This is a genomic window from Vaginella massiliensis, from assembly GCF_900089075.1.
Classification (GTDB): domain Bacteria; phylum Bacteroidota; class Bacteroidia; order Flavobacteriales; family Weeksellaceae; genus Weeksella; species Weeksella massiliensis_A.
On record NZ_LT593746.1, the window covers coordinates 393,152 to 419,543 of the forward strand.

A 26,392-nucleotide genomic window follows, 5' to 3' on the forward strand; every position below is an offset into this window, starting at 1 on the left:
CAATCTAATGTGGCTTTTTTTATAACATGAAAATCATAGGCGACTCTCACAATTTGGTCATTCGTGAATTTTTGGACATCGATGCGTTCGATATTTTTCAAATGAATTCTGATGCAGAGCTCATGAAAATGGTTCATGAAAAACCCTATCAATCCATAGACGAGGCGTCGTACTTCATAGAACAAATGCTGCATCATTACCAAGAGCACAACTATGGTTTGTACGGTGTTTACGAACTTCGAGGCGGACGATTTGTTGGCTGGTGCGGTTTGCGTGCGACCAAATACGGCGCAATTCTGAACGTGCGAATCAAACGTAAATTTTGGAATAAAGGCTACGCAACCGAAGCGCTGAATATTGTCATCGATTATGCAACGAACCAATTGAAATTGCCCAAAATAGCAGCCAAAGCACAACCCCAAATCCCAGCGACACAGAAAATTTTAGAAAAAACCATTTTGAAACCCAACGAGCACAACCCGTTGATTTTCGAATGCAAATTGGACTGAGCTTATTGCTTTGGTGGATAATTCTTCAACAGCTTTGCAACGCCTTTGTTTATAGCGCTTTCTCGCATTTCTGGTGAAGCGTTCACTGGCATTTGTATCGTAAGAATGCCTTCCCAAACCAATATTTGCCCGTCTTTCATTTGCACAACAAATTCTTGATTCAGTTTTTTTTGATTAATCGGAATTCCTACCGAAACGCCTCCGCCAAATCCATAATTTCCGCCACCCAAACCAACTCCGACCGCAGTGCTTCGATTTTCTGACAGATATTCTTTAGGGGTAATTTCGATCATCAATTGTGCATCATCAGCAAGATTGAGTCCTTTTGCACTCAATTCTCGACCAAGCGTTGCCAACAAACGTTGCTTGTCTAAATCGTTGAGCGTGCTGTTTTCGCTGTTGATTTGATACGTTTTGTAATTCGAGAAATTTACCGCACGGTCGTAATCTACTTGTACATTTTGTGTAGAGCAAGCAAGTAAGCTTAGCCCTACTAAAACCAAAAGACTTATTTTTTTCATTTTAATTGATTTTCGATGTATTTTTTCACAATGTTTCGCAGCGAATCGAAGGCTATTTCATCCAAATTAATGTCGTCTATCTTTACCCATTTTACCGAAGCTATTTCATCCAACTCTAGATCGAATTGCAACGAATTGAGCTGCTTGACTTCGAATGCAAAATCACAGGTTTTGTACTCTATACCTTTGTAGAGGTACGTATTGGGCTGTGACATCAGGTAATGCAAACGTTCGAGGTCGACCTCGAGGTTGAGCTCTTCTTTTAGCTCGCGACTTGCGCCTTCTTCTGCCGTCTCGTTGGGATCAATAAATCCGCCAGGCAAATCGAGCATTCCTTTGTGGGGTTCTCTATTGCGTACCGTAAACAAAATTTGGTCTTGATGTCGCAATATCACTGCTGTTGCCGAGGCTACATTATGAAAATATTCCATTCCGCAAGACCGACAGATGAATTGGTGATTGGCGATAATTTCGATTTGATCGGATCGACAGTTTGGGCAAAAATGGAACTTAGTTTTCATGCTAATTTTTGTTTCGTGGGTGATGATTCAAAATGGCATGTCGCAAATGATCTTGATCGATATGGGTATAAATCTCGGTAGTTACGATGTTTTCATGACCCAGCATCTGTTGTATCGCTCGCAAATCTGCTCCGTTTTTCAATAAATGCGTTGCAAATGAATGGCGAAAAGTGTGCGGACTTATATTTTTTTTGATTCCGGCGATGATGGATAATTCTTTGATGATGGTAAAAATCATGACACGCGTCAATGGTTTCCCCCGTCTATTGAGAAATAGAAAATCTTCAAACCCTTTTTGTATGGGTTGTTGCACCCTCACAAAATCTTTGTACAGCTCGATGTATTTCACAGTATAATCGCTTATGGGCACCAATCGTTCTTTGTTCCCTTTTCCTAAAACTTGAATAAATCCGTCGTCAAAAAACAAATCAGACAGCTTCAAATTCACCAATTCAGACACCCGCAACCCACAACCATACAGCATTTCGATAATGGCTCGGTTACGTTCTCCTTCGGGTTTGGATAAATCGATGACCTCGATCAATTTATCGATTTCATTTTCTGATAATACATCCGGTAATTTCGTGCCAATTTTTGGACTTTCTAATAATTCGGTTGGATTATCTTCTCTAACTTCTTGATATTGAAGAAAATTAAAAAAACTTTTGAGTCCTGATAAAAAACGTGCTTGCGAGCGTACGCTATAGTTTTGGGCTATAAAATGAAGGTATTCTGCCAGAGATTCGTAGCTGTGTTCGGATGGCATAAATGGTGAAAAATCGGCAAGTTTCTGGATATCGCGCAAATAATTCTCGATTGTATTGGGCGACATTCGTTTTTCCAGCTTCAGGTAAACGGCGTATTCAGCCAATAATTCTTCCCATTCATTCATCTTTTCCTGGTTTCGAGTTCAAAAACTTTTTTGATCATATCATCGTGTGGCAACCAAAATTGGTAATAAGCCTGCGTTCCGAACATGAAATTTCCTACCGTAGACTTGATAAAATCATTCACAACTGGGAAATAATCATCTTTCACCAATTCACGTTTCAATCCAAGCATTTCTAAAAATGAAGTCTGAAAAATTGCTCCAGAAAAATATTTATTGAAAGCATTCTGCGATTGCAACATGGGAATTTGCCGCACTTGGTCTGTTTTCTTGAAGATGAAATCTTGAAAATATTTTTCGTCTTGATTGTAAGCCAGCCAATTGGCAACCGATAGGGTATCGAAAGCCACAAATTCGTCTGGCACAATTCCGCCACCGCCATAGACAATCTTACCCGACGGCGCTACGAATTTGAGTTGTTCGTTGAGTTTGATGCTGTCGCGAGAAAACAATTCGCCCGATTTCACCCGTTGTTGAAAATCTTGGTTGTATTCTTTTTTATCTATCGTGTATGGCTTTTGGATCGAGCGCCCACTTGGTGTAAAATATTTGGCAACGGTGAGCCTTACCCGCGACCCGTCGCCCAACTCGATTTCGCGTTGCACCAATCCTTTACCGTAAGAACGCCTCCCGACAATAGTTGCTCGTCCGTAGTCTTGTAATGCCCCTGCAACAATTTCGCTCGAAGAGGCAGAGCTCTCATCGATCAGTACATAAATATTCCCATGTTCGAAAAGCCCTTTGTTGGTCGCATAGATGTATTTTTTCTTTTGATCCTTATCTTGGGTAAAGACAATGAGTTCGTTTTTGGTAAGAAATTCATCGGCTATCTTCTCTGCTTCAGACATTATACCGCCTGGATTTCCTCTGAGATCGAGCACCAATTTTTTCATTCCTTTTTGGAGCAATCGATCTAATGCTTGATGAAAGTAGGTAGAGGAATTTTGGCTAAATCTTGCCAGTTTTACATAGCCCAAATCTGCTGTCAACATATGTTCACCCACAATAGGATTGATCGGAATTACGCGTCGTTCGGCTTCGATTTCTATTTCTTTTCCGTTTCGCAACACTTTCAAATTCACCGTAGTGCCGTTTCTGCCTTTGATCAATCTCGAAATTTTAGCTGCATTTGAGCCCAACACATCTTGATTGGATACGGATAAAATTCGATCTCCAAATTTGAATTTCGCTGCATTTGGGCTGTCTACCATTGCATGGGTAACGACCAAAGTATCGTTCAGCGATTTGTATTCGATGCCAATACCCACAAATTCACCATTGATTTCTTCTTCCGATTTTTCGACCACCACGCGTTCTAAATATTTGCTATGCGGATCGAGCTGGTCAACCATATAACGGATGGCATCGTCAACGAGCTTTTCGCTGTTCACGCCGTCGATATACTGCCCATCGATAAGCGACACGAGTCTTCGTATTTTTTGCTCGTTGCCACTGTATTGTATTCCGATCATTTCGTCGTTGCTGTCGATGGTAAAATCATATTTTTTTCCGATGAGAAATCCGATCAGAAAAATAATCAGTACCACGATCACGATGTTTAATATTTTGAAGAATTTAGTCATTCCATCTCGAGTTGCGAAAGCGGAATCTGATCAATAATTACACCAGCTTTTTGTAGAAAATCTAAGCCTTCTTGATCTTTATAATCTTTGATGTAAACCAAACGGATAATGCCTGCTTGATGAACCAGCTTGCTGCAGTCTTTGCAAGGCGAAAGTGTAAGGTAGAGCGTTGCGCCAACACACGATTGAGTAGAGGCTGCCACTTTGAGGATTGCATTTGCTTCTGCATGGAGCACATGCCATTGGGTTTCACCATTTTCATCTTCACATTTATTGTCGAATCCGCTGGGTGTACCGTTGAATCCGTCGGAAATGATGGCCCGGTCTTTTACGATGATTGCGCCTACTTTTTTGCGTTCGCAGTAGGAGAGTTTGGCCCATTCGAGTGCCATTCGTAGATAGGCTTTATCGTATTTCTTCTGTTTGTTTTGATCCATAGATTAGGCTTCTTGTTTGTTTTTTGTCCACAATGGAGGGATGAAAAACGGGAATGGGTTTCTAAAAAACGCTTTGATGACTTGACCAATCAGCGGAAAAATATTGGTAAACGGAATATTGTTCGATCTCATCGCTAAGAGCAACGACAAGGTAAAACTTACAAAGAAATTGAACCCACCAATGAGGAACACCGATACGAACGCAATGATAAGTGGTGCAATATCGAAATGATATCCCATACCTCCTACTCCAATTGCCAAGTTACCAGCGGCAAACGTAATGTGTCGGATATCGAAAGGGAAACCAGTGAATTCACCGACCAAGAAGGCGCATCCCATCATGAAACCGAATACTATGTTACCAACCACACCTCCCATATTTAGCTGAAACCAATTGGCAATTCTTCTACGGCTACTCATCGAAAATATACTCTTGAGTACAGGGTGATTGTAGATGCGTTCGGGAATGTTATTGAATCGTTGATAGTTGATGGTAAGCCCAGAAATGAGTCCAGAAATAAACAAGAAAACCCCTGCAATAGAAGCGTACCAGAAGATTAACTTGTCCATAATCACAAGTTCTTCCCAAAATTTATATGCTTTAGAATATTTGATGAATTTGATATTCAGTAAATCATTGATGAGGTAAAACAACCCCAATGAAACCACAAAACCTGCAATCACGTTGCCCAAGAATGCAATCAACTGCGAGCGTGAGAGTTGTGCAAATAGCGTTGTAAATGCCTTTACATCTACCTCGTTTCCTTCTTTTGGTTTGATGGCTTGTGAAAGACGTGCGGCAGTCATAGACGGCTGTTTGGTGGCTAAGGTCCAATGCAAAAGATAGATTGCACAGAAACCAATAGCGTAATTCAAACTATAAAAAAAGCCTTGAAACAAGGGCGAAGCATCTTCCACATTGCCAATCGAAACTTTTATGAAACATAAAAAAGACACGATGAAACCACCTCCTAGCGCTGTCGAAAACATTTTTACATATTCTTTGGCTGTCGAAGTAATGTATTTTTCCCCCGTTTTACCATTATGGTAGGTTGCCAAGAATGTGATGAGGTAAATAGTAGAACTCAACTGGTTGCGAACATAGTTGGTAGGCGAATAGAAATCTACCCACGATTTTGAAGCTTGGGCAATGAATTCGATCACACCCGCGGCATTGAGCGTATTGTACATATTGAGCAATCGCTGAAGCCTTGCCAACTGCTGCTGCATGGTGTTGAGCCTTGTGGCAACCCTGAGTGAAATACCCTTGAAATCTTTTTGTAATAAAATATTCTCTAAAAGCGTTCGACAATCGACAATGAGTTTCTTGAGTTCCAGTACGTCATAACTTACCTCGTGCCGGTCTACAATGCGATTGATACGCAAAGAGAGTTTCGAAATCGGATTGTCGAGGTAGTTCACCTCAGTGCTATAACGTAACAAATCGCGCTCAGAAAAACCGCCCGTGATGCGATCGTTGAGAATCGAAATTGCCTGCAACATTTGCGATTGTATAGCGGTGTACATTTCTTTGAGTGCGTCTTCAGAAAAATCTTGATAAAGCGCCTGATAAAACCTCAACCATCGGTCTTTTGGGATAATTTTAATGAAATTGTAATTCTTCTGATCGTAAAAAATTTCGTTTATCAACGAGGTCAATTCGTTGTTGTTTTCGATTTGCGGCAATATCAGGTCGGTGATCCTTTTGGTAAAAACTCCAAAAGATCCATCTGCCAAGGTGATGCCCGAATCTGCCAAATAAGACATGAAGTTGATGTTACCAAAAATGCTTCCAAATATCGTAAGAAATTCTTGGCGAAAAGATTGATCTCTGTTCAGTTTATTGATTAAATCATCGATAAAATCGATTGCATTGGGGTACTTTTTTCGGGCGTACTTCAAAGACTTTATGATGAAACTCTTATCATATACTTGGGATAAAGTTAGTAAACCTTCTAAATTCATGCTAACTTATTTTTAAACAAAAGTATTAAAAAATACGTTGATGATTTTGTTTGTCTTTAGAATTTAAAAAATTTATCGCTGATGTTGGGATTAATTTTTATTTCGGAAAAATATACCACATATTCGCCTCCTTCTTTTGGTTTTCCTACAATTTTCATAGCAAATTGCAGACCATTGATTTTCTTAAAATTAGAATAAATCAACTTTTCGTCTTTGTTATCTTCTGCAATCAAATTGTAAGTTTTCTTGTCGAAATAGAAATAGATAAAATTCTTGTTTTTTTGCAACGAAATCTTGTAGCAGTCTATTCCCTCGACGGTTTCTTCGCCAATGTATTTTAGTTTAAAGCCTTTTTTCTTGTACATCAACAAATCCGAATCGAATGCGTCGGGTTGATAGTTGGGAACGACGACGTTTTTTTTCAGAATATCAGAGTACGTCCAACCGTTTGTTCCGTCGTAGCCTTCGTTCAGAATTTCTTTGTTGTTCATTACAAAAGCAACTCTTTTCAGATAAGGTCTTTTGTGATAAACAATCATCGGCAAGGTATTGTCTACATCCAAGCTCACCTCGCCTTTGAGGATGATACTATTGAGATTATTCCACGCTTTTTCGCCACCAGTGACTTCGATATTTTTGTTTACAATGTCTTCTGCATTTTGTGCAAAAGAACTGATTGCCAACATAAACAGGGTAATAATTGTCAGTTTCAACTTCATACAACTTCGTTTCGAGAGTTGAAAGATAAAAAAATCCATACAAATACTGTATGGATGTGCTAAGATTAACTATTTTTAAGATATTCTTTTTTGGCTAATCTATTTTGATGTGTGCCCAATTATCGCCGCGTATGATGCGATAAATTTGCCCTTGAGAAATGTTGTATTGTTTTGCCAGTGTGGCAACTTTTATTTTTTTGTTGGAGTTTGCTAATTTTTTCTTCAGGCTCCGCACCTGCTTTTCGGTGAGTTTGCTATTGGGGATGTTGTCTTTACGAGATCGACCTTTCATTCTCCTGAATAGGTCTTTGTTGTGTTCTTTCCATTCGGCTTCGTCTGCCCATCTCAGGTTGTCGACTACGTTGTTCAGCTTGTCGTGATCCAAATGCAAGACGTATCTTTTGTTTGTCGGATTGGGAAGAAAGGTTTCGGCAACCATTTTGTGCACATAGCGAGCTGTGCGCTTCCCGTCGTTTTTTGTCATCCAAATAGCCTTGTATCCGTTGTTTATGGCACCTTCTAGTATTTTGTATTTGTCAGATCCCGCGTAGAGTTTCTTTACGAGCCCAGATTTCGAAACTTTGAAACTTCTTTTGTTGGCTAGATCATCTGCTTCATAAGCTTTCCAGACTTCTTTCATCTTTATGGCATTTTTAGGTTTGATATAAAACACATCAACTTTTATACCATAGCATATGTTGATTTACAGATTGTTCGGATTCTGGATAAGCTGTTTTGCTTTCTCCAAATCTTCTGGCACATCGATTCCGATTCCGACAAAATCGGTTTCCAAGACTTTTATACGCATGCCGTGCTCTAGGTAACGCAGCTGTTCGAGCTTTTCTGCCAATTCGTTTTGCAACATAGGGAGTTTGGCAAACTTGAGGATTGCTTGTCTACGAAATGCGTACACCCCAATATGACGATAATAGTTTGGATTGGCGTCTTGGTCTCGCAAATAAGGGATTGGCGATCGAGAGAAATACAAGGCAAAATCGCTCACATCGGTTACAACTTTTACCACATTGGGATTGGCAATTTCTTCTCGATTGGTGATTTTAATTTTTAGGGTCGATAATGAAATTTGCCCTTTGGTATCTTTCAAGAAACTCTCTTTGAGCAACTTCAGCGCTTCGGTATTAATGAAGGGTTCGTCGCCTTGTACGTTTACCACTACGTCGCAAGTTATATTTTCTATGGCTTCGGCGATGCGATCACTTCCGGTTTCGTGTTGGCTTTTGCTCATCAAAACTTGTCCGTTATGCGAAGCTATTTCGTCGAAAATCTCGTGCGAATCGGTCACGACATAGACTTGGTCGAACAAATCTGAGGCGACAACATTGTCGTATGTGGTGCGAATGATGGTTTTGTTGCCCAACATTTTCATGAGTTTTCCTGGGAAACGAGTCGAGGCATATCTTGCCGGGATTACAGCTACGAATTTCATTTGATCGATTTCTTTGCTTACAAAGTTGATAAAAACTTCAAATAAAAAAGAATTAGTTCTTGGTATTCTATGAATTCTTTACCTTTACATAAATTTTTTAGATGAAAAATTTAGACAAAATCATTCTATTAATCTTATCAATTGGTCTGGTCTATTTGCTTATTTTGGATATAAAAGCAGAACGGACGTCGACCAGTCACCAAGAGCAAGTCGAACTAACACCAAATTGATGCAAAACGAGATTAAAAAATCATTAGCTATTCTACTTACTCCAAATGGTTTTTCGTATTGTACAGCCTTGGAGAATGATAAAGGTAGAAAAGTTCAAACTCCGATAAACTTCAGAGTTGAAGAAGCGCATGCGCAGCAAATAGAAAAGGAAATTGAAAATGAATTGAAAACGAATTTGGTCTTTCATCAACCTTACGAACAAATCAATTTGGCTTTTTTGTCACACAAAATGCAATTGGTACCCAATGAATACCTCAAGATTGCCAACGAGCAACTTTTGCAATTGGTTGGCGATGAAGATGATACCATTATACTCGACAGTCCGCTAGCATCGTTAGACGCAAGCATCGTTTACGAAATTCAACCTTTCATCAAAGACACTTTATTGAATATCGATAACCTAAAAGACATCCAACTTTTCCACGCAGGGCAAATTCTTTTAGACCATCTTGAGCCGCAGGCGATGACGAATGAAATTTTCTTGAATTTGAACGATCAAATTTTAGAAATCGTGATGTATCGCGATGCAACGTTGCATTTCTACAATCATTTTCTGATCGAGTCTGTCGAAGATTTCTTGTATTATACTTTGGTAGTCATTCATCAGCTAGAGCTGGATGTAAACGAGGTTTCGGTAAAAACTTTTGGTGAAATCACCAATACATCTGACTATTATATTCGACTAAAAAAACACATAAGAAAACTCGCTCTCGGATTGAAAGATGAGTTTTTGTGCGAACATTTCACTTTATATCATTTATTATAATGCGCATTATATCAGGAGAATTCAGAGGAAAACGAATTCAAGCACCCAATAATCTACCCGTAAGACCTACCACAGATTTTGCTAAAGAAGCCTTGTTCAATATCCTGAATAACGAATGGTATTTTGACGAGATTGAGGTTTTGGATCTTTTTGCCGGAATTGGCAGCATCAGCTTCGAATTTGCCTCTCGTGGCGCGAAACACATTACAGTCGTTGACCTGCATTTGCCTTGTATAAAATTCGTTGATCAAACCGCCAAAAAACTGAAAGCCGATGATCGTATACAAACGATAAAAGCCGACGCACTAAAATTCACCTCGAAACCGGCTCTTCGGGCATATGATATTGTTTTTGCAGATCCGCCTTACGATATGAGTTTGGAGGAGTACAAAACTGTAGTCGATCAGGTTTTGGACAACGGTTGGCTGGCAGAAGAAGGCACGCTTGTTTTGGAGCATCCAACACAATACAAATTCGAAGATCATCTGCGTTTTACGCTACACAAAAAATACGGCAACGTCAATTTTAGTTTTTTCTCTTAAAATTTTTAACAAAACATGATGATTTTCATGTTTATTTTTTTTTATTTAAAATTAGTCTATTTAAATTTGCATCGATTTATTTAGATTCAATAAAAGTAATATGAGAAGGAACAAAATACTCTTAACCACAATTGCACTTATATCGTTGCATAGTGTGTATGGACAAGAAATTAACGATTCTGTCAGAAATCTAGACCAGGTTGAAGTCTTTGGAGACCGAAACCGTAACCAACGCGGCTTGGAAACCATTACTCGTTTTCCGGCTTCACCGCAAAGTCAGGTGCAATCTATTTCTGTAATTTCAGAAAAATTGATCGAGGAACAAGGTGCTTTAACAGTGACCGACATTACGCGTAATGTACCGGGTGTTACTCTATTTTCGTCGTATGGTGGTGTTAGAGAATCGATGTCTATACGTGGTTATAGAGGGGTGCCTGTTTTGAAAAATGGTGTTCGCATGGAGTCTGATTTCAGAACCAGTTCGGCGGTTATCGATATGGCCGGTGTAGAATCTATCCAAGTCATAAGAGGTACTGCTGCCCTGACTCAAGGTATCGGAAACTCGTTGGGTTCTGCAGGTGGGGTAATCAACGTAACCACCAAAACTCCTCGTTTTACCAACGGAGGTTCTATCTCTGCTCGATATGGTAGCTGGAACAACATCCGTACAACATTTGATGCGCAACAAGTGCTTACCAATAGCAACAATTTGGCGGTTCGCCTTACAGGAGCTTATCAGCGAGGCGATAGCTATCGAGATGTGGTGAGCAACAATTCGTTTTACATCAACCCATCGTTGGCATGGAGAATAGACAACAAAACCGAGTTTGTAGCAGAAATGGATTATTACAAAGGTGAACGTACGCCAGACAGAGGTACTGTAAACTTAGCCGATAATTTTACACAAGCTTTGTACGATATGGGTTCTAAATTTACAGGCTTCGATATCGACAACAACGAGGTGAAAAACTTTTCTTATGCTGGTCGTATCACCCGTAAGTTGACCAATAATATTTCGGCTAGAGTTGCTTATTTCTATAACAATTACAACTCAGATCAATTGGGTGCAACATTATCTGCCGTACGCGGAAGCACACAATATAACCTACGCAATCGTGGATTGGGACACTCATTCAAAGACGATAGAAACGCTACGTTACAAATCGATTTGATGGGTACGAAAATGTCGTTCGGAAATGTGAATTGGAGCTGGCAAGTTGGGTACGATTATACTTTCAATCGAGTAGATACTCGTTCGGCTACTGGAATTGCGACCATTGACCAAATCGATGTATTGCAACCGATCAACAATCATATTACTTTAACCCCAGAGCAATCAGAATTATTGAATTGGAATCCAGATAAAACCCGACTTACAAAAGGATATAGTTACGGATTCATGACGCAACATCATATCGATTTTTATGATCTGATAAAATTGGTAGGAGGTGTAAGATATAGCTACTCTATTGATTATCATGACGAAGCGATAGACCCCACTGTAGGGCTGATGATAACTCCAAGCAAAAACATCAGCATCTATTCGTCTTACGCTACCAATACCAGTTTGCGTTCTGCAATGAATCCGATGCGTGACGGATCGGTTGCTGGACCTTCGGTAACCAACCAATTTGAGGTAGGCGTAAAAACGCAGTGGTTAAACGATCGTTTGAGAGCCAATGTGGTTTACTTCAACATGAACAACCAAAACCTAACCTATCAATGGTATGATCAAGGTGTGGCTACTGGACTTTATGAGAAAGCAGGAAATCTGAGAAGAAAAGGTGTTGAGGTAGAAATCGCCGGTCGTCCATTACCAAACGTACAAGTAATGCTCGGATATGCATATTTGGATGCTGGATACGAAAATTCACCACAGTATGTAGACGGTTCTCGACCAATGAATGCGCCGTACAATACGGGTAGTGCTTGGGTACAGTACAGATTCCAAAACAATGCTTTAGAAGGATTAACTGCTGCGTTAGGGTTCTATTATGTTGGAGAACGACCAGTAAACGACCAAAGTTATACGCGTGACGCGCACGGAACTTGGTATGGTGGAAACCGACCATTCTCGATGCCAGATTATTACACCTTGAATGCGCAATTGGGATACTCGATGAAGAAATTCGATTTCAGACTTTTCTTCAACAACATTACCGATCAGATTGGATACAGCTCTTACTATCGAGGTGGATTCATCAACCAGAACGACCCGTTTAATATTGCTGGGCAAGTTGTGTTTAAATTTTAATCCCTCATTTCAATAAATATAGTTTTAAGTTAAAAAAGGAAGTGCGCAAGTGCTTCCTTTTTTGTATGTGAAACTTTTTGTATAACTTTCGAACTTTAAATTTTGATTATGAGACTTTTTATTACCCTATGTTTATTGCTCACGGTTGGCTTTACAGCTGCCCAACAAAACAATTACGAACTCCCCAAAACAATTCCAGACTTTCAGTACCTAGACATTCATCAAAACAAGTTGTATAGCAATGTCGATTTACCACGCAAAGGCAACACCCTGATTGTTTTCTACACTACAGAATGCATCCATTGTCAAATTGCAGTACAGCACATGAGCGAGAATTTCGAGCGATTCAAAAATACTCATGTTGTGATGATTACGACTTACGACAAGGCAGCCATCGAGGCGTTTGTCAACAATTTTGCGCCAGCGATGAAAGACGCCAAAAATGTAACATGGTTGCAAGATACCAACGATGAGTTTTTGTTCACGTTCAATCCAATATCCTATCCGTCTTTTTATTTGTACGATAAAAGTAGAAACTTGCTTACTTACAAAAAAGGTTCTATTGAATTTCGCGATGTATTTGATTATGTAAAATGATAAGTAAATCTGCTATAAAACAAAAAGGTCATCCGAATGGATGACCTTTTTTATGGAAATGAATTCAGGATTATTTTCCTTCTTCCATTTTCTTTTTAAGTTCTGCCAACGAATCGATATCACCCAATGTAGAGGTTTCGATTTTGTTATTGTTCTCAGCAACTTTTTCTGCTTGTTTTGCTTCTTCTTCGCGGAAAGTAGCGGTATGAGAAACCACAACGCGGCGGAATTCTTTGTTGAATTCGATTACTTTGAATGTTGTTTCTTCACCTTTTTTCACACGAGATCCGTCTTCTTTCTCTAATGTACGAGCAGGAGCGAAAGCTTCAACTTCTGCATCTTCAAATTGTACAGTAGCTCCTTTGTCGAAAACATCTACTGCTTTACCAGTGTGTACAGTTCCTACTGCATATTTGTCTTCGAATTTATCCCAAGGGTTTTCTGTCAATTGTTTGTGTCCTAAAGACAAACGACGAGCTTCTACGTCTAATTCTAATACAACCACGTCTAATACATCATCAACCGAACAGAATTCTGATGGATGTTTGATTTTCTTAGTCCATGACAAATCAGAGATATAGATCAATCCGTCGATTCCTTCTTCCAATTCTACGAATACTCCAAAGTTTGTAAAGTTGCGTACTTTTCCTTTGTGTGTAGAACCTACAGGGTATTTCGCAGTGATATCTGTCCAAGGATCTGGCGTTAATTGTTTGATCCCTAAAGACATTTTACGCTCTTCGCGATCCAAAGTCAAAACAACTGCTTCTACTTCATCACCCACTTTTACGAAATCTTGCGCAGAGCGTAAGTGAGTTGACCATGACATTTCAGACACGTGAATCAATCCCTCTACTCCTGGCGCAACTTCGATGAAAGCTCCATAATCAGCCAAAACAACGACTTTACCTTTTACTTTATCTCCAACTTTTAAATCAGCATCCAAAGCATCCCATGGATGTGGCTCTAATTGCTTGATTCCCAATTGGATTCTCGATTTATCTTCGTCGAAATCTAAGATTACTACATTGATTTTCTGACCATCTTCTAAAATTTCTGATGGGTGGTTGATTCTAGACCAAGACAAGTCTGTGATATGGATCAAACCGTCTACACCTCCTAAGTCTACGAATACACCGTAAGAAGTGATGTTTTTCACCTCACCTTCCAAAACTTGACCTTTCTCTAATTGAGCAACGATTTCTTTTTTCTGTTCTTCGATGTCTGCTTCGATCAACGCTTTGTGAGAAACTACTACGTTTTTGAACTCTGGGTTGATTTTAACCACTTTGAATTCCATTGTTTTCCCAACATATTGTTCGTAATCACGAATTGGTTTTACATCGATTTGTGATCCTGGTAAGAAAGCCTCGATTCCGAAAACATCTACAATCATACCTCCTTTTGTACGAGCTTTGATGTAACCATTTACAATTTCTTGCGAATCGTGTGCTTTGTTTACTGCATCCCAAGCATTCAATGTACGTGCTTTGCGGTGAGATAAAATCAATTGACCGTTTTTGTCTTCACGTTGATCAACCATTACCTCTACTGTATCACCTACCTTAAGATCTGGGTTGTAACGGAACTCGTTCAACGAAATTACCCCTTCTGATTTGAAGTTAATGTCAACAATAGCTTCTTTATCAGTCAAGCGAACAACTTGTCCTTTGAAAACTTCTGTCAATGATAAATCTTCCAATGTATCATCGTACATTTCTTCCAACTCAGCTTTCTCTTTACGATCTGCTTCATCCAATCCAGATTCAAACGAATCCCAGTCAAATTCTTCTTGTGATACGTTTGCGTTTACTAAATTGTCTACTTTTGGTGTTTCAACAACTTGTTCTTCAATTGCTTGATCTTTTGTCTCTTTAGACATAATAATTAATAGTTTGTATCTCGATCTGCTATTATTAGGAAAATATGGAGATAATTGATCGAGAGAGGTTTAACATAAAATTTTGCTTCTTCCTTCTACATCCATAAAGCGGATGCAAAGATACGATTTTTTATAAATAAATGAAGAGTTTTAAAATGAAAGTTATTTTTTAAAAGTTAAGAGTTATAAGTTGAAAGGTGAAAATTGATAATTGAAAGCTAATAGCTAACGGCTAGAAGCTCACCGCTTTCACTTTTCTTCAAAAAAAAATCCTCAACTGTTGGTAGTTGAGGATTTGGTTAAAAAGACTGGCGACGACCTACTCTCCCGCAGTTGCAGTACCATCGGCGCTGAAAGGCTTAACTTCTCTGTTCGGAATGGGAAGAGGTGAGCCCTTTCGCTATAGTCACCCTAAGATTGTGCGCTTTTCTAAGCGTATTTTTTTTGACTTCTACTGGTCGATGCTATAGGTTAACGGTTTTTTTCGGTTTTTTTGATTTCGCTAATTTATTTTACTTAGACAAGAAAGATTAACAACGCCTAGCACTTAGCTGTGTTTGTTTGATTTTGATTTTGATTGATTCTTAATCGTTGTTGAAAAAAGTCTATGGGTAATTAGTACTACTCGACTATGACATCGCTGCCTTTACATCTATAGCCTATCAACGTGGTAGTCTTCCACGACCCTTAAAAGAAGTCTTATCTCGCGGCGAGTTTCGCACTTATATGCTTTCAGTGCTTATCTCATCCAAACGTAGCTACTCAGCGGTGCACCTGGCGGCACAACTGATACACCAGAGGTTTGTTCAACACGGTCCTCTCGTACTAGAGTCAACTCCGCTCAAACTTCTAACGATCACAACAGATAGAGACCGAACTGTCTCACGACGTTCTGAACCCAGCTCGCGTGCCACTTTAATGGGCGAACAGCCCAACCCTTGGGACCTTCTCCAGCCCCAGGATGTGACGAGCCGACATCGAGGTGCCGAACCTCCCCGTCGATGTGAGCTCTTGGGGGAGACTAGCCTGTTATCCCCGGAGTACCTTTTATCCTTTGAGCGATGGCCCTTCCATACGGAACCACCGGATCACTATGTCCTGCTTTCGCACCTGATCGACTTGTAGGTCTCACAGTCAAGCACCCTTATGCCATTACACTCTACGCACGGTTACCAAGCGTGCTGAGGGTACCTTTGAAAGCCTCCGTTACGCTTTTGGAGGCGACCACCCCAGTCAAACTACCCACCACGCAATGTCCTTCGTGTGTACGAAGTTAGGCTTCAAGTAAATAAAGGGTGGTATTTCAACAACGACTCCTTAACACCTGGCGATGCTAATTCTTAGTCTCCCACCTATCCTACACATTAGTTACCCGAAGTCAATACGAAGCTATAGTAAAGGTTCACAGGGTCTTTTCGTCCCGTTGCGATTAACCGGCATCTTCACCGATACTACAATTTCACCGAGCTCGTGGTTGAGACAGTGCCCAGATCGTTACACCATTCGTGCAGGTCGGAACTTACCCGACAAGGAATTTCGCTACCTTAGGACCGTTATAGTTACGGCCGCCGTTTACTGGGGCTTCAGTCAATTGCTTCGCAAATGCTAACAACCTTCCTTAACCTTCCAGCACCGGGCAGGTGTCAGACCCTATACGTCATCTTACGATTTGGCAGAGTCCTGTGTTTTTGATAAACAGTCGCCTGGGCCGTTTTACTGAGGCTCCCCTTGCAGGGAGCGACCTTTCTCCCGAAGTTACAGGTCGATTTTGCCTAATTCCTTAACCACGACTCACTCGAGCGCCTGAGGATACTCTCCTCGATCACCTGTGTCGGTTTACGGTACGGGCTGCTTCTCTCGCTATTTCTTGGAACAAATTTCTTAGGATTATCACGCCAGCCGAAGCCTTGGTGTACTATCCCTACTTTACGTAGGTTCAACGTACTATTCCGTCAGTACGCACCTAATACATTCATCCGTCACTTTATTTGAGAGCAGGTACGGGAATATTAACCCGTTTGCCATCCACTTCCCCATGAGGGTACATGTTAGGACCCGACTAACCCTAAGCTGATTAGCATAGCTTAGGAATCCTTGATCTTACGGCGAATCAGTTTCTCACTGATTTTATCGTTACTCATGCCTACATTTTCTTTTCTATAAGCTCCACACATCTTTACAAACATGCTTCGGCGCCGATAGAATGCTCCCCTACCACTTAACTTACGTTAAATCCATAGCTTCGGTAGTATGCTTATGCCCGATTATTATCCATGCCGGACCGCTCGACTAGTGAGCTGTTACGCACTCGTTAAATGAATAGCTGCTTCCAAGCTAACATCCTAGCTGTCTATGCAGTCCAACCGCGTTTATTCAACTTAGCATACATTGGGGGACCTTAGCTGATGGTCTGGGTTCTTTCCCTCTCGGACATGGACCTTAGCACCCATGCCCTCACTGCAGTGAAACATATCTTAGCATTCGGAGTTTGTCAGGAATTGGTAGGCGGTGAAGCCCCCGCATCCAATCAGTAGCTCTACCTCTAAGATACTTAACACTACGCTGCACCTAAATGCATTTCGGGGAGTACGAGCTATTTCCCAGTTTGATTGGCCTTTCACCCCTACCCACAGGTCATCCGAAGACTTTTCAACGTCAACCGGTTCGGTCCTCCACTTTGTGTTACCAAAGCTTCAACCTGCCCATGGGTAGATCACAAGGTTTCGCGTCTAATACTTCTGACTATACGCCCTATTAAGACTCGCTTTCGCTGCGGCTCCGTAGCTGAACTACTTAACCTGGCCAGAAACATTAACTCGTAGGCTCATTATGCAAAAGGCACGCCGTCACCCTTAGGGGCTCCGACCGCTTGTAGGCGTACGGTTTCAGGTTCTATTTCAACTATCTTCTCGATATACTTTTCACCTTTCCTTCACAGTACTTGTTCACTATCGGTCTCTCAGGAGTATTTAGCCTTGGAGGATGGTCCCCCCATTTTCAAACAGGATTTCTCGTGTCCCGCCTTACTCAATTTAACAACTATAACCTTTTCGAATACAGGACTGTCACCTTCTATGGTTAACCTTTCCAGGTTATTCTTCTAAAATTATAACCGCTTTTGGGCTATTCCGCGTTCGCTCGCCACTACTGACGGAATCTCTTTTGATTTCTTTTCCTATGGGTAATGAGATGTTTCAGTTCCCCACGTTCGCCCCATGTTGCCATGGTGACATGCCTTCAACATGCCGGGTTGCCCCATTCGGAAATCTACGGATCAAATCGTATGTGCCAATACCCGTAGCTTATCGCAGCTTATCACGTCCTTCTTCGCCTCTGAGAGCCTAGGCATCCGCCGTACGCCCTTTGTAACTTTTTTTCTCAAGTGGCCTGCTGTTTCTATATATAAATACAGCTAAACCAGTTTGTATAAACACAACTAAGCGTTAGTGTTTGTTAATCTTACTTGTTAAGTATTTTTTATCTTTTGCCTAAGATCTGCTTGCAAAATCTAAGTTTTTTGGCTTAACGCCTTTTCTTCTTACTGCAAGTAATCTTAAATCAATGTTTTCTCGTTTTCTATAGCTTACTATTGTCTATATCGTTTTATAGTAATAGTAATCTTCCAGTATGTCAATGAACTTTTCGATTGGATGAGCTGCTGTGCTTACGATATTTCGCATGCTTGATTCTGCTCACTCATCACTAGTTTTGGTGGAGAATATCGGAGTCGAACCGATGACCTCCTGCGTGCAAGGCAGGCGCTCTAGCCAGCTGAGCTAATTCCCCTCTTTTTTAGTGTTAACCAAGCTGTAGTCTCAGGCAGACTCGAACTGCCGACCTCTACATTATCAGTGTAGCGCTCTAACCAGCTGAGCTATGAGACTCTTTCTAAACTCTAAAAAGAGTGGTCTGTTTTCCTTTTTATTTCGTTTATTTATTTTTTTTAGAAAAAACTAAGCCAAGACAATTTGAGTCATAATAACCTAAACATCGTATTGCTCTAAATATGAGATGTTCCAGCCGCACCTTCCGGTACGGCTACCTTGTTACGACTTAGCCCTAGTTACCAGTTTTACCCTAGGCAGCTCCTTTGACGGTCACCGACTTCAGGTACCCCCAGCTTCCATGGCTTGACGGGCGGTGTGTACAAGGCCCGGGAACGTATTCACCGCATCATGGCTGATATGCGATTACTAGCGATTCCAGCTTCATAGAGTCGAGTTGCAGACTCCAATCCGAACTGAGACCGGTTTTGAAGATTCGCATCCTGTCACCAGGTAGCTGCCCTCTGTACCGGCCATTGTAGCACGTGTGTAGCCCAAGACGTAAGGGCCGTGATGACTTGACGTCGTCCCCACCTTCCTCGCGGCTTACGCCGGCAGTCTCTCTAGAGTCCCCGTCTTTAAACGCTGGCAACTAGAAATAGGGGTTGCGCTCGTTGCAGGACTTAACCTAACACCTCACGGCACGAGCTGACGACAGCCATGCAGCACCTTGCATTCTGTCCGAAGAAATATCCATTTCTGAATACAGCAAAATACATTTAAGCCTTGGTAAGGTTCCTCGCGTATCATCGAATTAAACCACATGCTCCACCGCTTGTGCGGGCCCCCGTCAATTCCTTTGAGTTTCAATCTTGCGATCGTACTCCCCAGGTGGGATACTTATTACTTTCGCTTAACCACTGAATCCGAAAATCCAACAGCAAGTATCCATCGTTTACGGCGTGGACTACCAGGGTATCTAATCCTGTTCGCTCCCCACGCTTTCGTCCATCAGCGTCAATGTTGTATTAGTAACCTGCCTTCGCAATTGGTATTCTGCGTAATATCTATGCATTTCACCGCTACACTACACATTCTAGCTACTTCATACAAATTCTAGCTAAACAGTATCAATGGCAGTTCCTCAGTTGAGCTGAGGGATTTCACCACTGACTTATTTAGCCGCCTACGGACCCTTTAAACCCAATAAATCCGGATAACGCTCGCACCCTCCGTATTACCGCGGCTGCTGGCACGGAGTTAGCCGGTGCTTATTCTTCTGGTACCTTCAGCTACTCAGCTCGTGAGTAGGTTTATCCCCAGAGAAAAGTAGTTTACAACCCATAAGGCAGTCGTCCTACACGCGGGATGGCTGGATCAGGCTTCCACCCATTGTCCAATATTCCTCACTGCTGCCTCCCGTAGGAGTCTGGTCCGTGTCTCAGTACCAGTGTGGGGGATCTCCCTCTCAGGACCCCTAAAGATCATCGCCTTGGTGAGCCGTTACCTCACCAACTAGCTAATCTTACGCATGACTATCCTTATCCGATAAATCTTTCAATATCAATCGATGCCAATCAATATATTATACGGTATTAATCCAAGTTTCCCTGGGCTATCCCGTTGATAAGGGCAAGTTCCATACGCGTTACGCACCCGTACGCCGCTCTCTAAGTAGCAAGCTACTTATACCGCTCGGCTTGCATGTGTTAGGCCTCCCGCTAGCGTTCATCCTGAGCCAGGATCAAACTCTCCATTGTAATAATTATTTCTTTTTACAATGCCTAAATCCTAAAAACTCAAATTGACGGTTCTTGGCTTATTTTGTTTCTTCTAAGTTTATTTTATCTTTCAAATGAACTGCTCTTTTTCTATTCGCAAAACCCTTTTTTCAAAGTTGCGAGCGCAAAGGTAAGAACTTTTTATAAATTGACAAAAGTTTTTTTGATTTTTTTTAATCTTCAGGAAAACAATTCGTCGCGTTAATCATCCGACTTTTCTTCTTCCTTAGCTTTGCTTTCAAAATCCCAACTTCACTCAGGTCGTAACCTGTTTTGGGACTGCAAATATACAACGCAATTTTTCCGAAATACAAATTTTTTAGAAGAAAATTTTGAGGTGTTTTTAATTCACTAATTTACAATAGATTATACTTATATAGTAATAAAAAAACGGATAGCTTTTCTACTATTCACTGTCGTTATCCGAATTATTTTCATAAAAAAACTCGGTACAAGACCGAGTTGACAAACGTTTTAATGCGATTAATATTATTTTACTTTTTCTACAATTGCTTTGAATGCTTCTGGATGATTCATCGCTAGGTCGGCTAAAACTTTACGATTCAATTCGATTCCAGCTTTTTTGGCTGCACCCATAAATTGTGAATAAGACATTCCGTGTAATCTAGCTCCGGCATTGATACGTTGAATCCACAATGCTCTGAAATTTCTTTTCTTTTGACGTCTATCACGGTAAGCGTATTGTAAACCTTTTTCTACTGCGTTTTTAGCAACAGTCCAAACGTTTTTTCTTCTTCCGTAATATCCTTTTGCAAGTTTTAAGATTTTTTTTCTTCTTGCTCTTGACGCTACTGCGTTTACTGATCTTGGCATAATGTTTAATTTTTTTGTAGTAGGCGAACTTGCGTTACTTTTGTAGGCCTAAAAACAGGGTTAAATAATGAATTAATAAACCAGATTTCGTTTTTATATTAAACTAATCTTAATTGCTTTTTAACGCTTTTTTCGTCGGATTTGTGTACCAAACCTGTTTGCGTTAAGTTACGTTTTTGTTTTGTTTCCTTTTTTGTAAGAATGTGGCTTTTGAAAGCGTGTTTTCTTTTGATTTTACCTGTACCGGTTAATTTGAAACGCTTTTTTGCTCCTGATTTTGTTTTTAATTTTGGCATGATTACAAGGTATTATATTAAAACGTTTGTGTATTTTATTTTTGTTTTATTTTTTTGGTGCCATCATCATGATCATCCTTTTCCCTTCTAGTTTTGGGAGTTGCTCTACTTTGCCCACGTCTTCTAATTCTTGGGCAAGTTTTAGCAACAAGATTTCTCCTTGGTCTTTAAAGATAATCGATCTTCCTTTGAAGAACACATAAGCTTTAAGTTTAGAACCTTCTTCTAGAAAAGAGCGTGCATGACGTTTTTTGAATTCGAAATCGTGATCATCGGTTTGTGGACCAAAACGAATTTCTTTTACCACCACTTTTTGTTGTTTCGCTTTGATTTCCTTTTCTTTTTTCTTTTGTTCGTAAAGGAATTTCTTGTATTCTACGATTCGGCAAACTGGTGGCACTGCTTTTTCGCTAATCATTACCAAATCTAAATTTTGCTCTTGAGCCAACTCCAAAGCTTTATCGATAGAATATACTCCAGGTTCTATACCTTCTCCTACAACGCGCACTTCGTCTACATCAATGTTTTCATTGATTTTGTGCTGATCTTCTTTGATAATTCTGGCTGGACCTCTGCCGCCTTTTCTTCTTATTGCGATAGTATTCTAGTTTTTAAAATTAATTCAATTTCATTTCGTTTTTCACGAAGGTAATAAAATCTTCTATTTTCATTTCGCCCAAATCACCTTGCCCATGTCTTCTTACAGAAACTGTTCCGTTTTCTGCTTCTTTTTCACCAACAATCAACATAAATGGGATTTTGTTCACCTCTGCATCGCGAATTTTCTTCCCAGTTTTTTCGTTTCGATTGTCTATCAATCCGTTAATTTCTTCTTCGGCGAGCAAATTTAATACTTTTTCTCCAAATTCTATATATTTTTCGCTAATTGGAAGTATGGTGAATACATCTGGCGTCAACCAAAGCGGTAAATTTCCGGCTGTATTTTCTAACAAAATTGCGATAAAACGCTCCATAGAACCGAATGGCGCTCGGTGAATCATTACTGGGCGGTGTTTTTCGTTATCGGCTCCGGTGTAGGTCAGTTCGAAACGTTCGGGTAAATTGTAATCGACCTGAATTGTTCCTAATTGCCATTGTCTTCCTAGGGCGTCTTTCACCATAAAATCTAATTTCGGTCCATAGAAAGCTGCTTCGCCATATTCGATCACGGTTGGCAATTCTTTTTCTTTGGCTGCTGTGATGATTGCTTGTTCTGCTTTTGCCCAATTTTCATCAGACCCGATATATTTTTCGCTGTTGTCTGGATCACGTAATGACACTTGTGCCGAGAAATTCTCGAAGCCTAAATTCGTAAACACATAGAGTACGAGGTCTATTACTTTTTTGAATTCTTCTAGCAATTGGTCTGGTGTGCAAAAAATGTGGGCATCGTCTTGGGTGAATCCTCGCACGCGAGTAAGCCCGTGCAATTCGCCAGATTGCTCGTATCGGTAAACAGTTCCAAACTCTGCATAGCGTTTTGGTAAGTCGCGGTACGACCATTGCGATGTTTTGTAGATTTCGCAATGATGCGGACAGTTCATCGGTTTCAATAGAAATTCTTCGCCGTCGTTTGGCGTATGAATTGGTTGAAAAGAATCTGCTCCATATTTTGCGTAGTGCCCAGAGGTTACATACAATTCTTTTTGTCCGATGTGTGGTGTTACCACCATTTCGTAGCCTAAGCGTTGTTGTTGTTTGAGTAAGAAGTTTTCTAACTTTCTTCTAAGAGCGGCTCCTTTTGGCAACCACAACGGCAATCCTTGTCCTACTTTTTCTGAGAAAGCGAACAAGCCTAATTCTTTACCCAACTTGCGGTGGTCTCTCTTTTTTGCCTCTTCTAGCAACTCGAGATATTCGGTAAGGTCTTTTTGTTTTGGAAAGGTAATTCCGTAAACGCGTGTCAGCATTTTGTTTTTCTCGTCTCCTCTCCAATAGGCTCCTGCGACATTCATGATTTTAGCTGCTTTAACAAATCCTGTGTTTGGCAAGTGACCTCCGCGGCACAAATCGGTGAAGTTGTCATGAGCGCAGAAGGTGATCTCCCCGTCTTGAAGATTGGAAATCAGTTCTGTTTTGTATTCATTGCTTGCGTATTCTGCCAACGCCTCTTTTTTGGATACGGGATAAAGCTTGAATTCTGACTTTTTCTTTGCGTTTTCTAGCATGGCTTTTTCGATTTTATCAAAATCTTTTTCGCCAAACGATTCGTCACCAAAATCAACATCATAATAGAATCCGTTTTCGATAGCGGGTCCTATGGTCAATTTTGCGTGAGGATAAAATTGTAAAATTGCTTGTGCCAATAAGTGTGCAGAAGAATGCCAAAATGCTTTTTTACCCAAATCGTCATTCCACGTCAATAATTGTACAGTTGAATCTTCGGTAATTGGCGTACTCAACTCTACTTGTTGATTATTGACCAATGCCGATAATACATTACGTGCCAATCCTTCGCTTATGCTCAACGCTATATCGTAAGGAGTTACATTTTTTTCAAACTGTTTGACGCTTCCGTCTGGAAGGGTGATATTGATCATCTTTTTTACGATTTTAAAGATGCAAAATTACATTAATTTTTTTTGATTTAAAAGCTAAGATTTTGCTCGTTTGAAATAGAGCCAAAGCGTGAGAAATCCGAACACTACATTTGGAATCCAAGTGGCTGCGAAAGATGACATATAACCTTGTTCTGAAAAGGTTTTGGATACTTGACTAAAAAATATGTACACAAAAGCGAGCGTTACCCCTACAGCGAGGTTTATTCCGATGCCTCCGCGGCGTTTTTTCGAAGACAAACTCAGAGCCAAAATGGTCAAAATAAAGGTAGAAAAGGGCGAGCTAATTCTCGCGTGCAATTCGTTTTCATACACCACCACATTGGCAGAGCCTTTGCTTTTTTGCGAGTCGATAAAGCGCTGTAATTCAAACGAATTCATGGTTTCTGCAACATAGCCTTCGGGCAACAACTCATCGGGTGTTACCGAAAGTTTCAGTTTTTTTTCTGGAAAATAAAAAATAGAATCTTTTTGAGGATTGATGATGTAACGCTGATGAACGTTTCTCAACAAATAAGCCGAATCTTCATCGCTCCAATCGAACGAAGACGCCAAGATTTGCTCTTTCATTGTAATCGAATCGAATCGTTGGTAAGTGAAGGTGTTTCCTAATTTTTCGGTGCGATCATAACTTTCGACAAAAACATATTCGTTTTTAGAAATTTGTGAAGAAATTATTTGACGTTTATAATAACTCTCTCGATCGCCATTGCTCAACAAATGCACGTATTGATAAGCATTTTTCTTAACATTTGCCCAGGGCAAAACTATATTGTTCACCATCATTGCAGTAAAAGCCAGCAAACTCGCTACGATGATGTAAGGTCTTGTAATTCGAAAAAAGCTGATTCCGCCAGCCTGTATTGCTACAATTTCGGTCTGTGCAGTGAGCCGAGACGTGAAATAGATGACCGAGATAAAAACGGCTACAGGCAAGAAGGTGTTGATGATCCAAATTGCCCAAAAAGGATAAAATTGTATCAAGGCTTCCCAAGCTGAAGAGCCAGTAGAATTGATGCGGTCTAATTTCTGACTCAGGTCGATAATAATCGCAATAGACGACAAGATAAGAACCATGAAAAAAAAAGTTCCTATAAAGTTTCGAGCGATGTATTTATCTATAATTTTCAAACTACAGACGTGTTTTTAGTTGTGGAATCATTTGATTTTTCCACTCGGTAAAATCCCCTGCTAAGATATGTTCTCTTGCAACACGAACCAAATCTAAATAAAAGGCTAAATTGTGCAAAGAAGCAATTTGTTTTCCTAAAAATTCTTGTGCGTTGAACAAGTGACGTACATAGGCTTTGGTATACTCATGATCGACAAAGCTAGTGCCACTTTCATCCAACGGTTCGAAACAATCTTTCCATTTGGCATTTTTCATATTGATCACGCCATTCCATGTAAAGAGCATTCCGTTACGCGCGTTTCGGGTAGGCATCACACAGTCGAACATGTCAACACCCAAAGCTATTCCTTCCAAAATATTCCAAGGCGTTCCTACACCCATCAGGTAGCGTGGTTTATCTTTGGGTAAAATTTCGGTGACGATGTCTGTCATTTCGTACATCACGGGTTCTGGCTCGCCCACCGACAGTCCGCCAATTGCATTGCCGTCGGCTCCGAAATCAGCTATATATCGTGCCGACTCTTGGCGTAAATCTTTGAAATCGTTGCCCTGAACAATCGGAAACAATGTTTGTTGATAACCGTATAATTCAGGGTTTTCATTCAGCCAAGTTCGACAACGCTCCAACCAGCGATGCGTGACCTGCATGGCGCGTTTGGCATCGTGATATTCTGCTGGAATGCCTGTTAACTCGTCGAAAGCCATGATGATATCGGCGCCAATATTTCGCTGAATTTCCATGGATTTCTCAGGTGTAAACATGTGATACGAGCCGTCGATATGAGATTTGAAACGAACTCCATCTTCTGATTTTTTTCTACTAGACGCCAACGAAAAAACTTGAAATCCGCCACTATCGGTTAAGATGGGTTTGTCCCAATTCATGAATCGATGCAAGCCACCAGCTTGATTGAGGATTTCGATTCCAGGACGAAGGTATAAATGATAGGTATTGCCCAAAATAATTTGAGCTTTCACCTCTTCGACCAAGTCGCGTTGTTGTACCGATTTTACGGTACCAACCGTACCAACTGGCATGAAGATAGGGGTCTGGATTTTGCCATGAGCCGTCTCGATTTCCCCAGCTCTCGCTTTAGAATATTGATCGTTTTGTTCTATAGAAAATTTCATAGGGTGCAAAGATAACGCAAGTTTCCTATTTTT

Annotated in this window: 22 protein-coding genes, 2 tRNA genes and 3 rRNA genes; 6 read left to right on the forward strand and 21 right to left on the reverse strand. The window is 40.6% G+C overall.

What is annotated here, in order from left to right:
* Positions 1 to 26 precede the first annotated feature (26 nt).
* Positions 27 to 509 (forward strand): GNAT family N-acetyltransferase, encoded by a 483-nt coding sequence (locus BN8061_RS03040; RefSeq protein ID WP_068596382.1) that lies wholly within the window; start codon positions 27 to 29, stop codon positions 507 to 509.
* Positions 510 to 511: 2 nt separating this feature from the next.
* Here the strand turns inward: BN8061_RS03040 and BN8061_RS03045 are convergent, their stop codons facing one another.
* The 9 genes from BN8061_RS03045 to kdsB all read right to left on the reverse strand — a co-directional run bounded on the left by BN8061_RS03045 (position 512) and on the right by kdsB (position 8,591).
* A complete protein-coding gene (locus tag BN8061_RS03045) occupies positions 512 to 1,030 on the reverse strand; it encodes a DUF4136 domain-containing protein (RefSeq protein WP_068596384.1) in 519 nt (172 codons plus the stop codon).
* Positions 1,027 to 1,551 carry an NUDIX hydrolase gene (locus BN8061_RS03050; protein ID WP_068596386.1) on the reverse strand — a complete coding sequence of 175 codons (525 nt, stop codon included), beginning with the start codon at positions 1,549 to 1,551 and terminating at the stop codon, positions 1,027 to 1,029. Before BN8061_RS03050 ends, BN8061_RS03045 begins: the two co-directional genes overlap by 4 nt.
* A gap of 1 nt (position 1,552) precedes the next feature.
* Positions 1,553 to 2,443 (reverse strand): site-specific tyrosine recombinase XerD, encoded by an 891-nt coding sequence (gene xerD, locus BN8061_RS03055; protein WP_068596388.1) that lies wholly within the window; start codon positions 2,441 to 2,443, stop codon positions 1,553 to 1,555.
* Complete coding sequence (locus BN8061_RS03060; protein ID WP_068596390.1) at positions 2,440 to 4,023, reverse strand: S41 family peptidase; 1,584 nt, start codon at positions 4,021 to 4,023, stop codon at positions 2,440 to 2,442. The genes xerD and BN8061_RS03060 overlap by 4 nt, the downstream gene beginning before the upstream one ends.
* Entirely contained in the window at positions 4,020 to 4,460 is a 441-nt protein-coding gene (locus BN8061_RS03065) for a deoxycytidylate deaminase (RefSeq protein ID WP_068596392.1), read from the reverse strand. The genes BN8061_RS03060 and BN8061_RS03065 overlap by 4 nt, the downstream gene beginning before the upstream one ends.
* 3 nt (positions 4,461 to 4,463) lie before the next feature.
* A complete protein-coding gene (locus BN8061_RS03070) occupies positions 4,464 to 6,425 on the reverse strand; it encodes a site-specific recombinase Gcr (RefSeq protein ID WP_068596394.1) in 1,962 nt (653 codons plus the stop codon).
* Between the two features lie 56 nt (positions 6,426 to 6,481).
* A complete protein-coding gene (locus BN8061_RS03075) occupies positions 6,482 to 7,144 on the reverse strand; it encodes a hypothetical protein (protein WP_068597879.1) in 663 nt (220 codons plus the stop codon).
* Positions 7,145 to 7,238: 94 nt separating this feature from the next.
* A complete protein-coding gene (locus BN8061_RS03080; protein WP_068596396.1) occupies positions 7,239 to 7,784 on the reverse strand; it encodes an HNH endonuclease in 546 nt (181 codons plus the stop codon).
* A gap of 63 nt (positions 7,785 to 7,847) precedes the next feature.
* Positions 7,848 to 8,591 (reverse strand): 3-deoxy-manno-octulosonate cytidylyltransferase, encoded by a 744-nt coding sequence (gene kdsB, locus BN8061_RS03085; protein ID WP_068596397.1) that lies wholly within the window; start codon positions 8,589 to 8,591, stop codon positions 7,848 to 7,850.
* A 101-nt stretch (positions 8,592 to 8,692) separates the two neighbouring features.
* Between kdsB and BN8061_RS12265 the strand changes: the two genes are divergently transcribed.
* The 5 genes from BN8061_RS12265 (at position 8,693) to BN8061_RS03105 (ending at position 12,981) form a co-directional block, all read left to right on the forward strand.
* On the forward strand, positions 8,693 to 8,821 hold the full coding sequence (locus BN8061_RS12265; RefSeq protein WP_262509364.1) for a hypothetical protein: 129 nt from the start codon (positions 8,693 to 8,695) through the stop codon (positions 8,819 to 8,821).
* Entirely contained in the window at positions 8,821 to 9,588 is a 768-nt protein-coding gene (locus BN8061_RS03090) for a DUF3822 family protein (protein WP_068596399.1), read from the forward strand. The genes BN8061_RS12265 and BN8061_RS03090 overlap by 1 nt, the downstream gene beginning before the upstream one ends.
* Positions 9,588 to 10,130, forward strand: coding sequence for a 16S rRNA (guanine(966)-N(2))-methyltransferase RsmD (gene rsmD / locus BN8061_RS03095; protein WP_068596402.1), 543 nt, complete (start codon positions 9,588 to 9,590; stop codon positions 10,128 to 10,130). The genes BN8061_RS03090 and rsmD overlap by 1 nt, the downstream gene beginning before the upstream one ends.
* A 100-nt stretch (positions 10,131 to 10,230) precedes the next feature.
* Entirely contained in the window at positions 10,231 to 12,384 is a 2,154-nt protein-coding gene (locus tag BN8061_RS03100; protein WP_068596403.1) for a TonB-dependent siderophore receptor, read from the forward strand.
* A 108-nt stretch (positions 12,385 to 12,492) separates the two neighbouring features.
* Positions 12,493 to 12,981, forward strand: coding sequence for a TlpA family protein disulfide reductase (locus tag BN8061_RS03105; protein ID WP_068596405.1), 489 nt, complete (start codon positions 12,493 to 12,495; stop codon positions 12,979 to 12,981).
* A gap of 70 nt (positions 12,982 to 13,051) precedes the next feature.
* Here BN8061_RS03105 and rpsA read toward each other — a convergent pair whose 3' ends face one another.
* The 12 genes from rpsA to tgt all read right to left on the reverse strand — a co-directional run bounded on the left by rpsA (position 13,052) and on the right by tgt (position 26,359).
* Complete coding sequence (gene rpsA, locus BN8061_RS03110; protein WP_068596407.1) at positions 13,052 to 14,863, reverse strand: 30S ribosomal protein S1; 1,812 nt, start codon at positions 14,861 to 14,863, stop codon at positions 13,052 to 13,054.
* Between the two features lie 306 nt (positions 14,864 to 15,169).
* Positions 15,170 to 15,277 (reverse strand): 5S ribosomal RNA (gene rrf, locus BN8061_RS03115).
* 181 nt (positions 15,278 to 15,458) lie between these two features.
* Positions 15,459 to 18,239 (reverse strand): 23S ribosomal RNA (locus BN8061_RS03120).
* 333 nt (positions 18,240 to 18,572) lie between these two features.
* Positions 18,573 to 18,649: transfer RNA gene (locus BN8061_RS03125), tRNA-Ala, on the reverse strand.
* Between the two features lie 24 nt (positions 18,650 to 18,673).
* A tRNA-Ile gene (locus tag BN8061_RS03130) sits at positions 18,674 to 18,747 on the reverse strand.
* Between the two features lie 120 nt (positions 18,748 to 18,867).
* Positions 18,868 to 20,387 (reverse strand): 16S ribosomal RNA (locus tag BN8061_RS03135).
* The 16S, 23S and 5S rRNA genes sit together here with 2 tRNA genes alongside, the layout of an rRNA operon.
* 510 nt (positions 20,388 to 20,897) lie before the next feature.
* The gene (rplT, locus tag BN8061_RS03140) at positions 20,898 to 21,242 is read right to left on the reverse strand and encodes a 50S ribosomal protein L20 (protein WP_068596409.1); all 345 of its coding nucleotides are present in this window, start codon (positions 21,240 to 21,242) and stop codon (positions 20,898 to 20,900) included.
* Positions 21,243 to 21,340: 98 nt separating this feature from the next.
* Complete coding sequence (gene rpmI / locus BN8061_RS03145) at positions 21,341 to 21,538, reverse strand: 50S ribosomal protein L35 (protein ID WP_068596411.1); 198 nt, start codon at positions 21,536 to 21,538, stop codon at positions 21,341 to 21,343.
* A gap of 46 nt (positions 21,539 to 21,584) precedes the next feature.
* Positions 21,585 to 22,094 (reverse strand): translation initiation factor IF-3, encoded by a 510-nt coding sequence (infC, locus tag BN8061_RS03150; RefSeq protein ID WP_394330295.1) that lies wholly within the window; start codon positions 22,092 to 22,094, stop codon positions 21,585 to 21,587.
* Positions 22,095 to 22,155: 61 nt separating this feature from the next.
* Positions 22,156 to 24,078 (reverse strand): threonine--tRNA ligase, encoded by a 1,923-nt coding sequence (gene thrS, locus BN8061_RS03155; RefSeq protein ID WP_068596417.1) that lies wholly within the window; start codon positions 24,076 to 24,078, stop codon positions 22,156 to 22,158.
* 54 nt (positions 24,079 to 24,132) lie between these two features.
* A complete protein-coding gene (locus BN8061_RS03160; RefSeq protein WP_068596419.1) occupies positions 24,133 to 25,227 on the reverse strand; it encodes an LptF/LptG family permease in 1,095 nt (364 codons plus the stop codon).
* A gap of 1 nt (position 25,228) precedes the next feature.
* A complete protein-coding gene (gene tgt, locus BN8061_RS03165; RefSeq protein ID WP_068596421.1) occupies positions 25,229 to 26,359 on the reverse strand; it encodes a tRNA guanosine(34) transglycosylase Tgt in 1,131 nt (376 codons plus the stop codon).
* Positions 26,360 to 26,392: the final 33 nt, after the last annotated feature.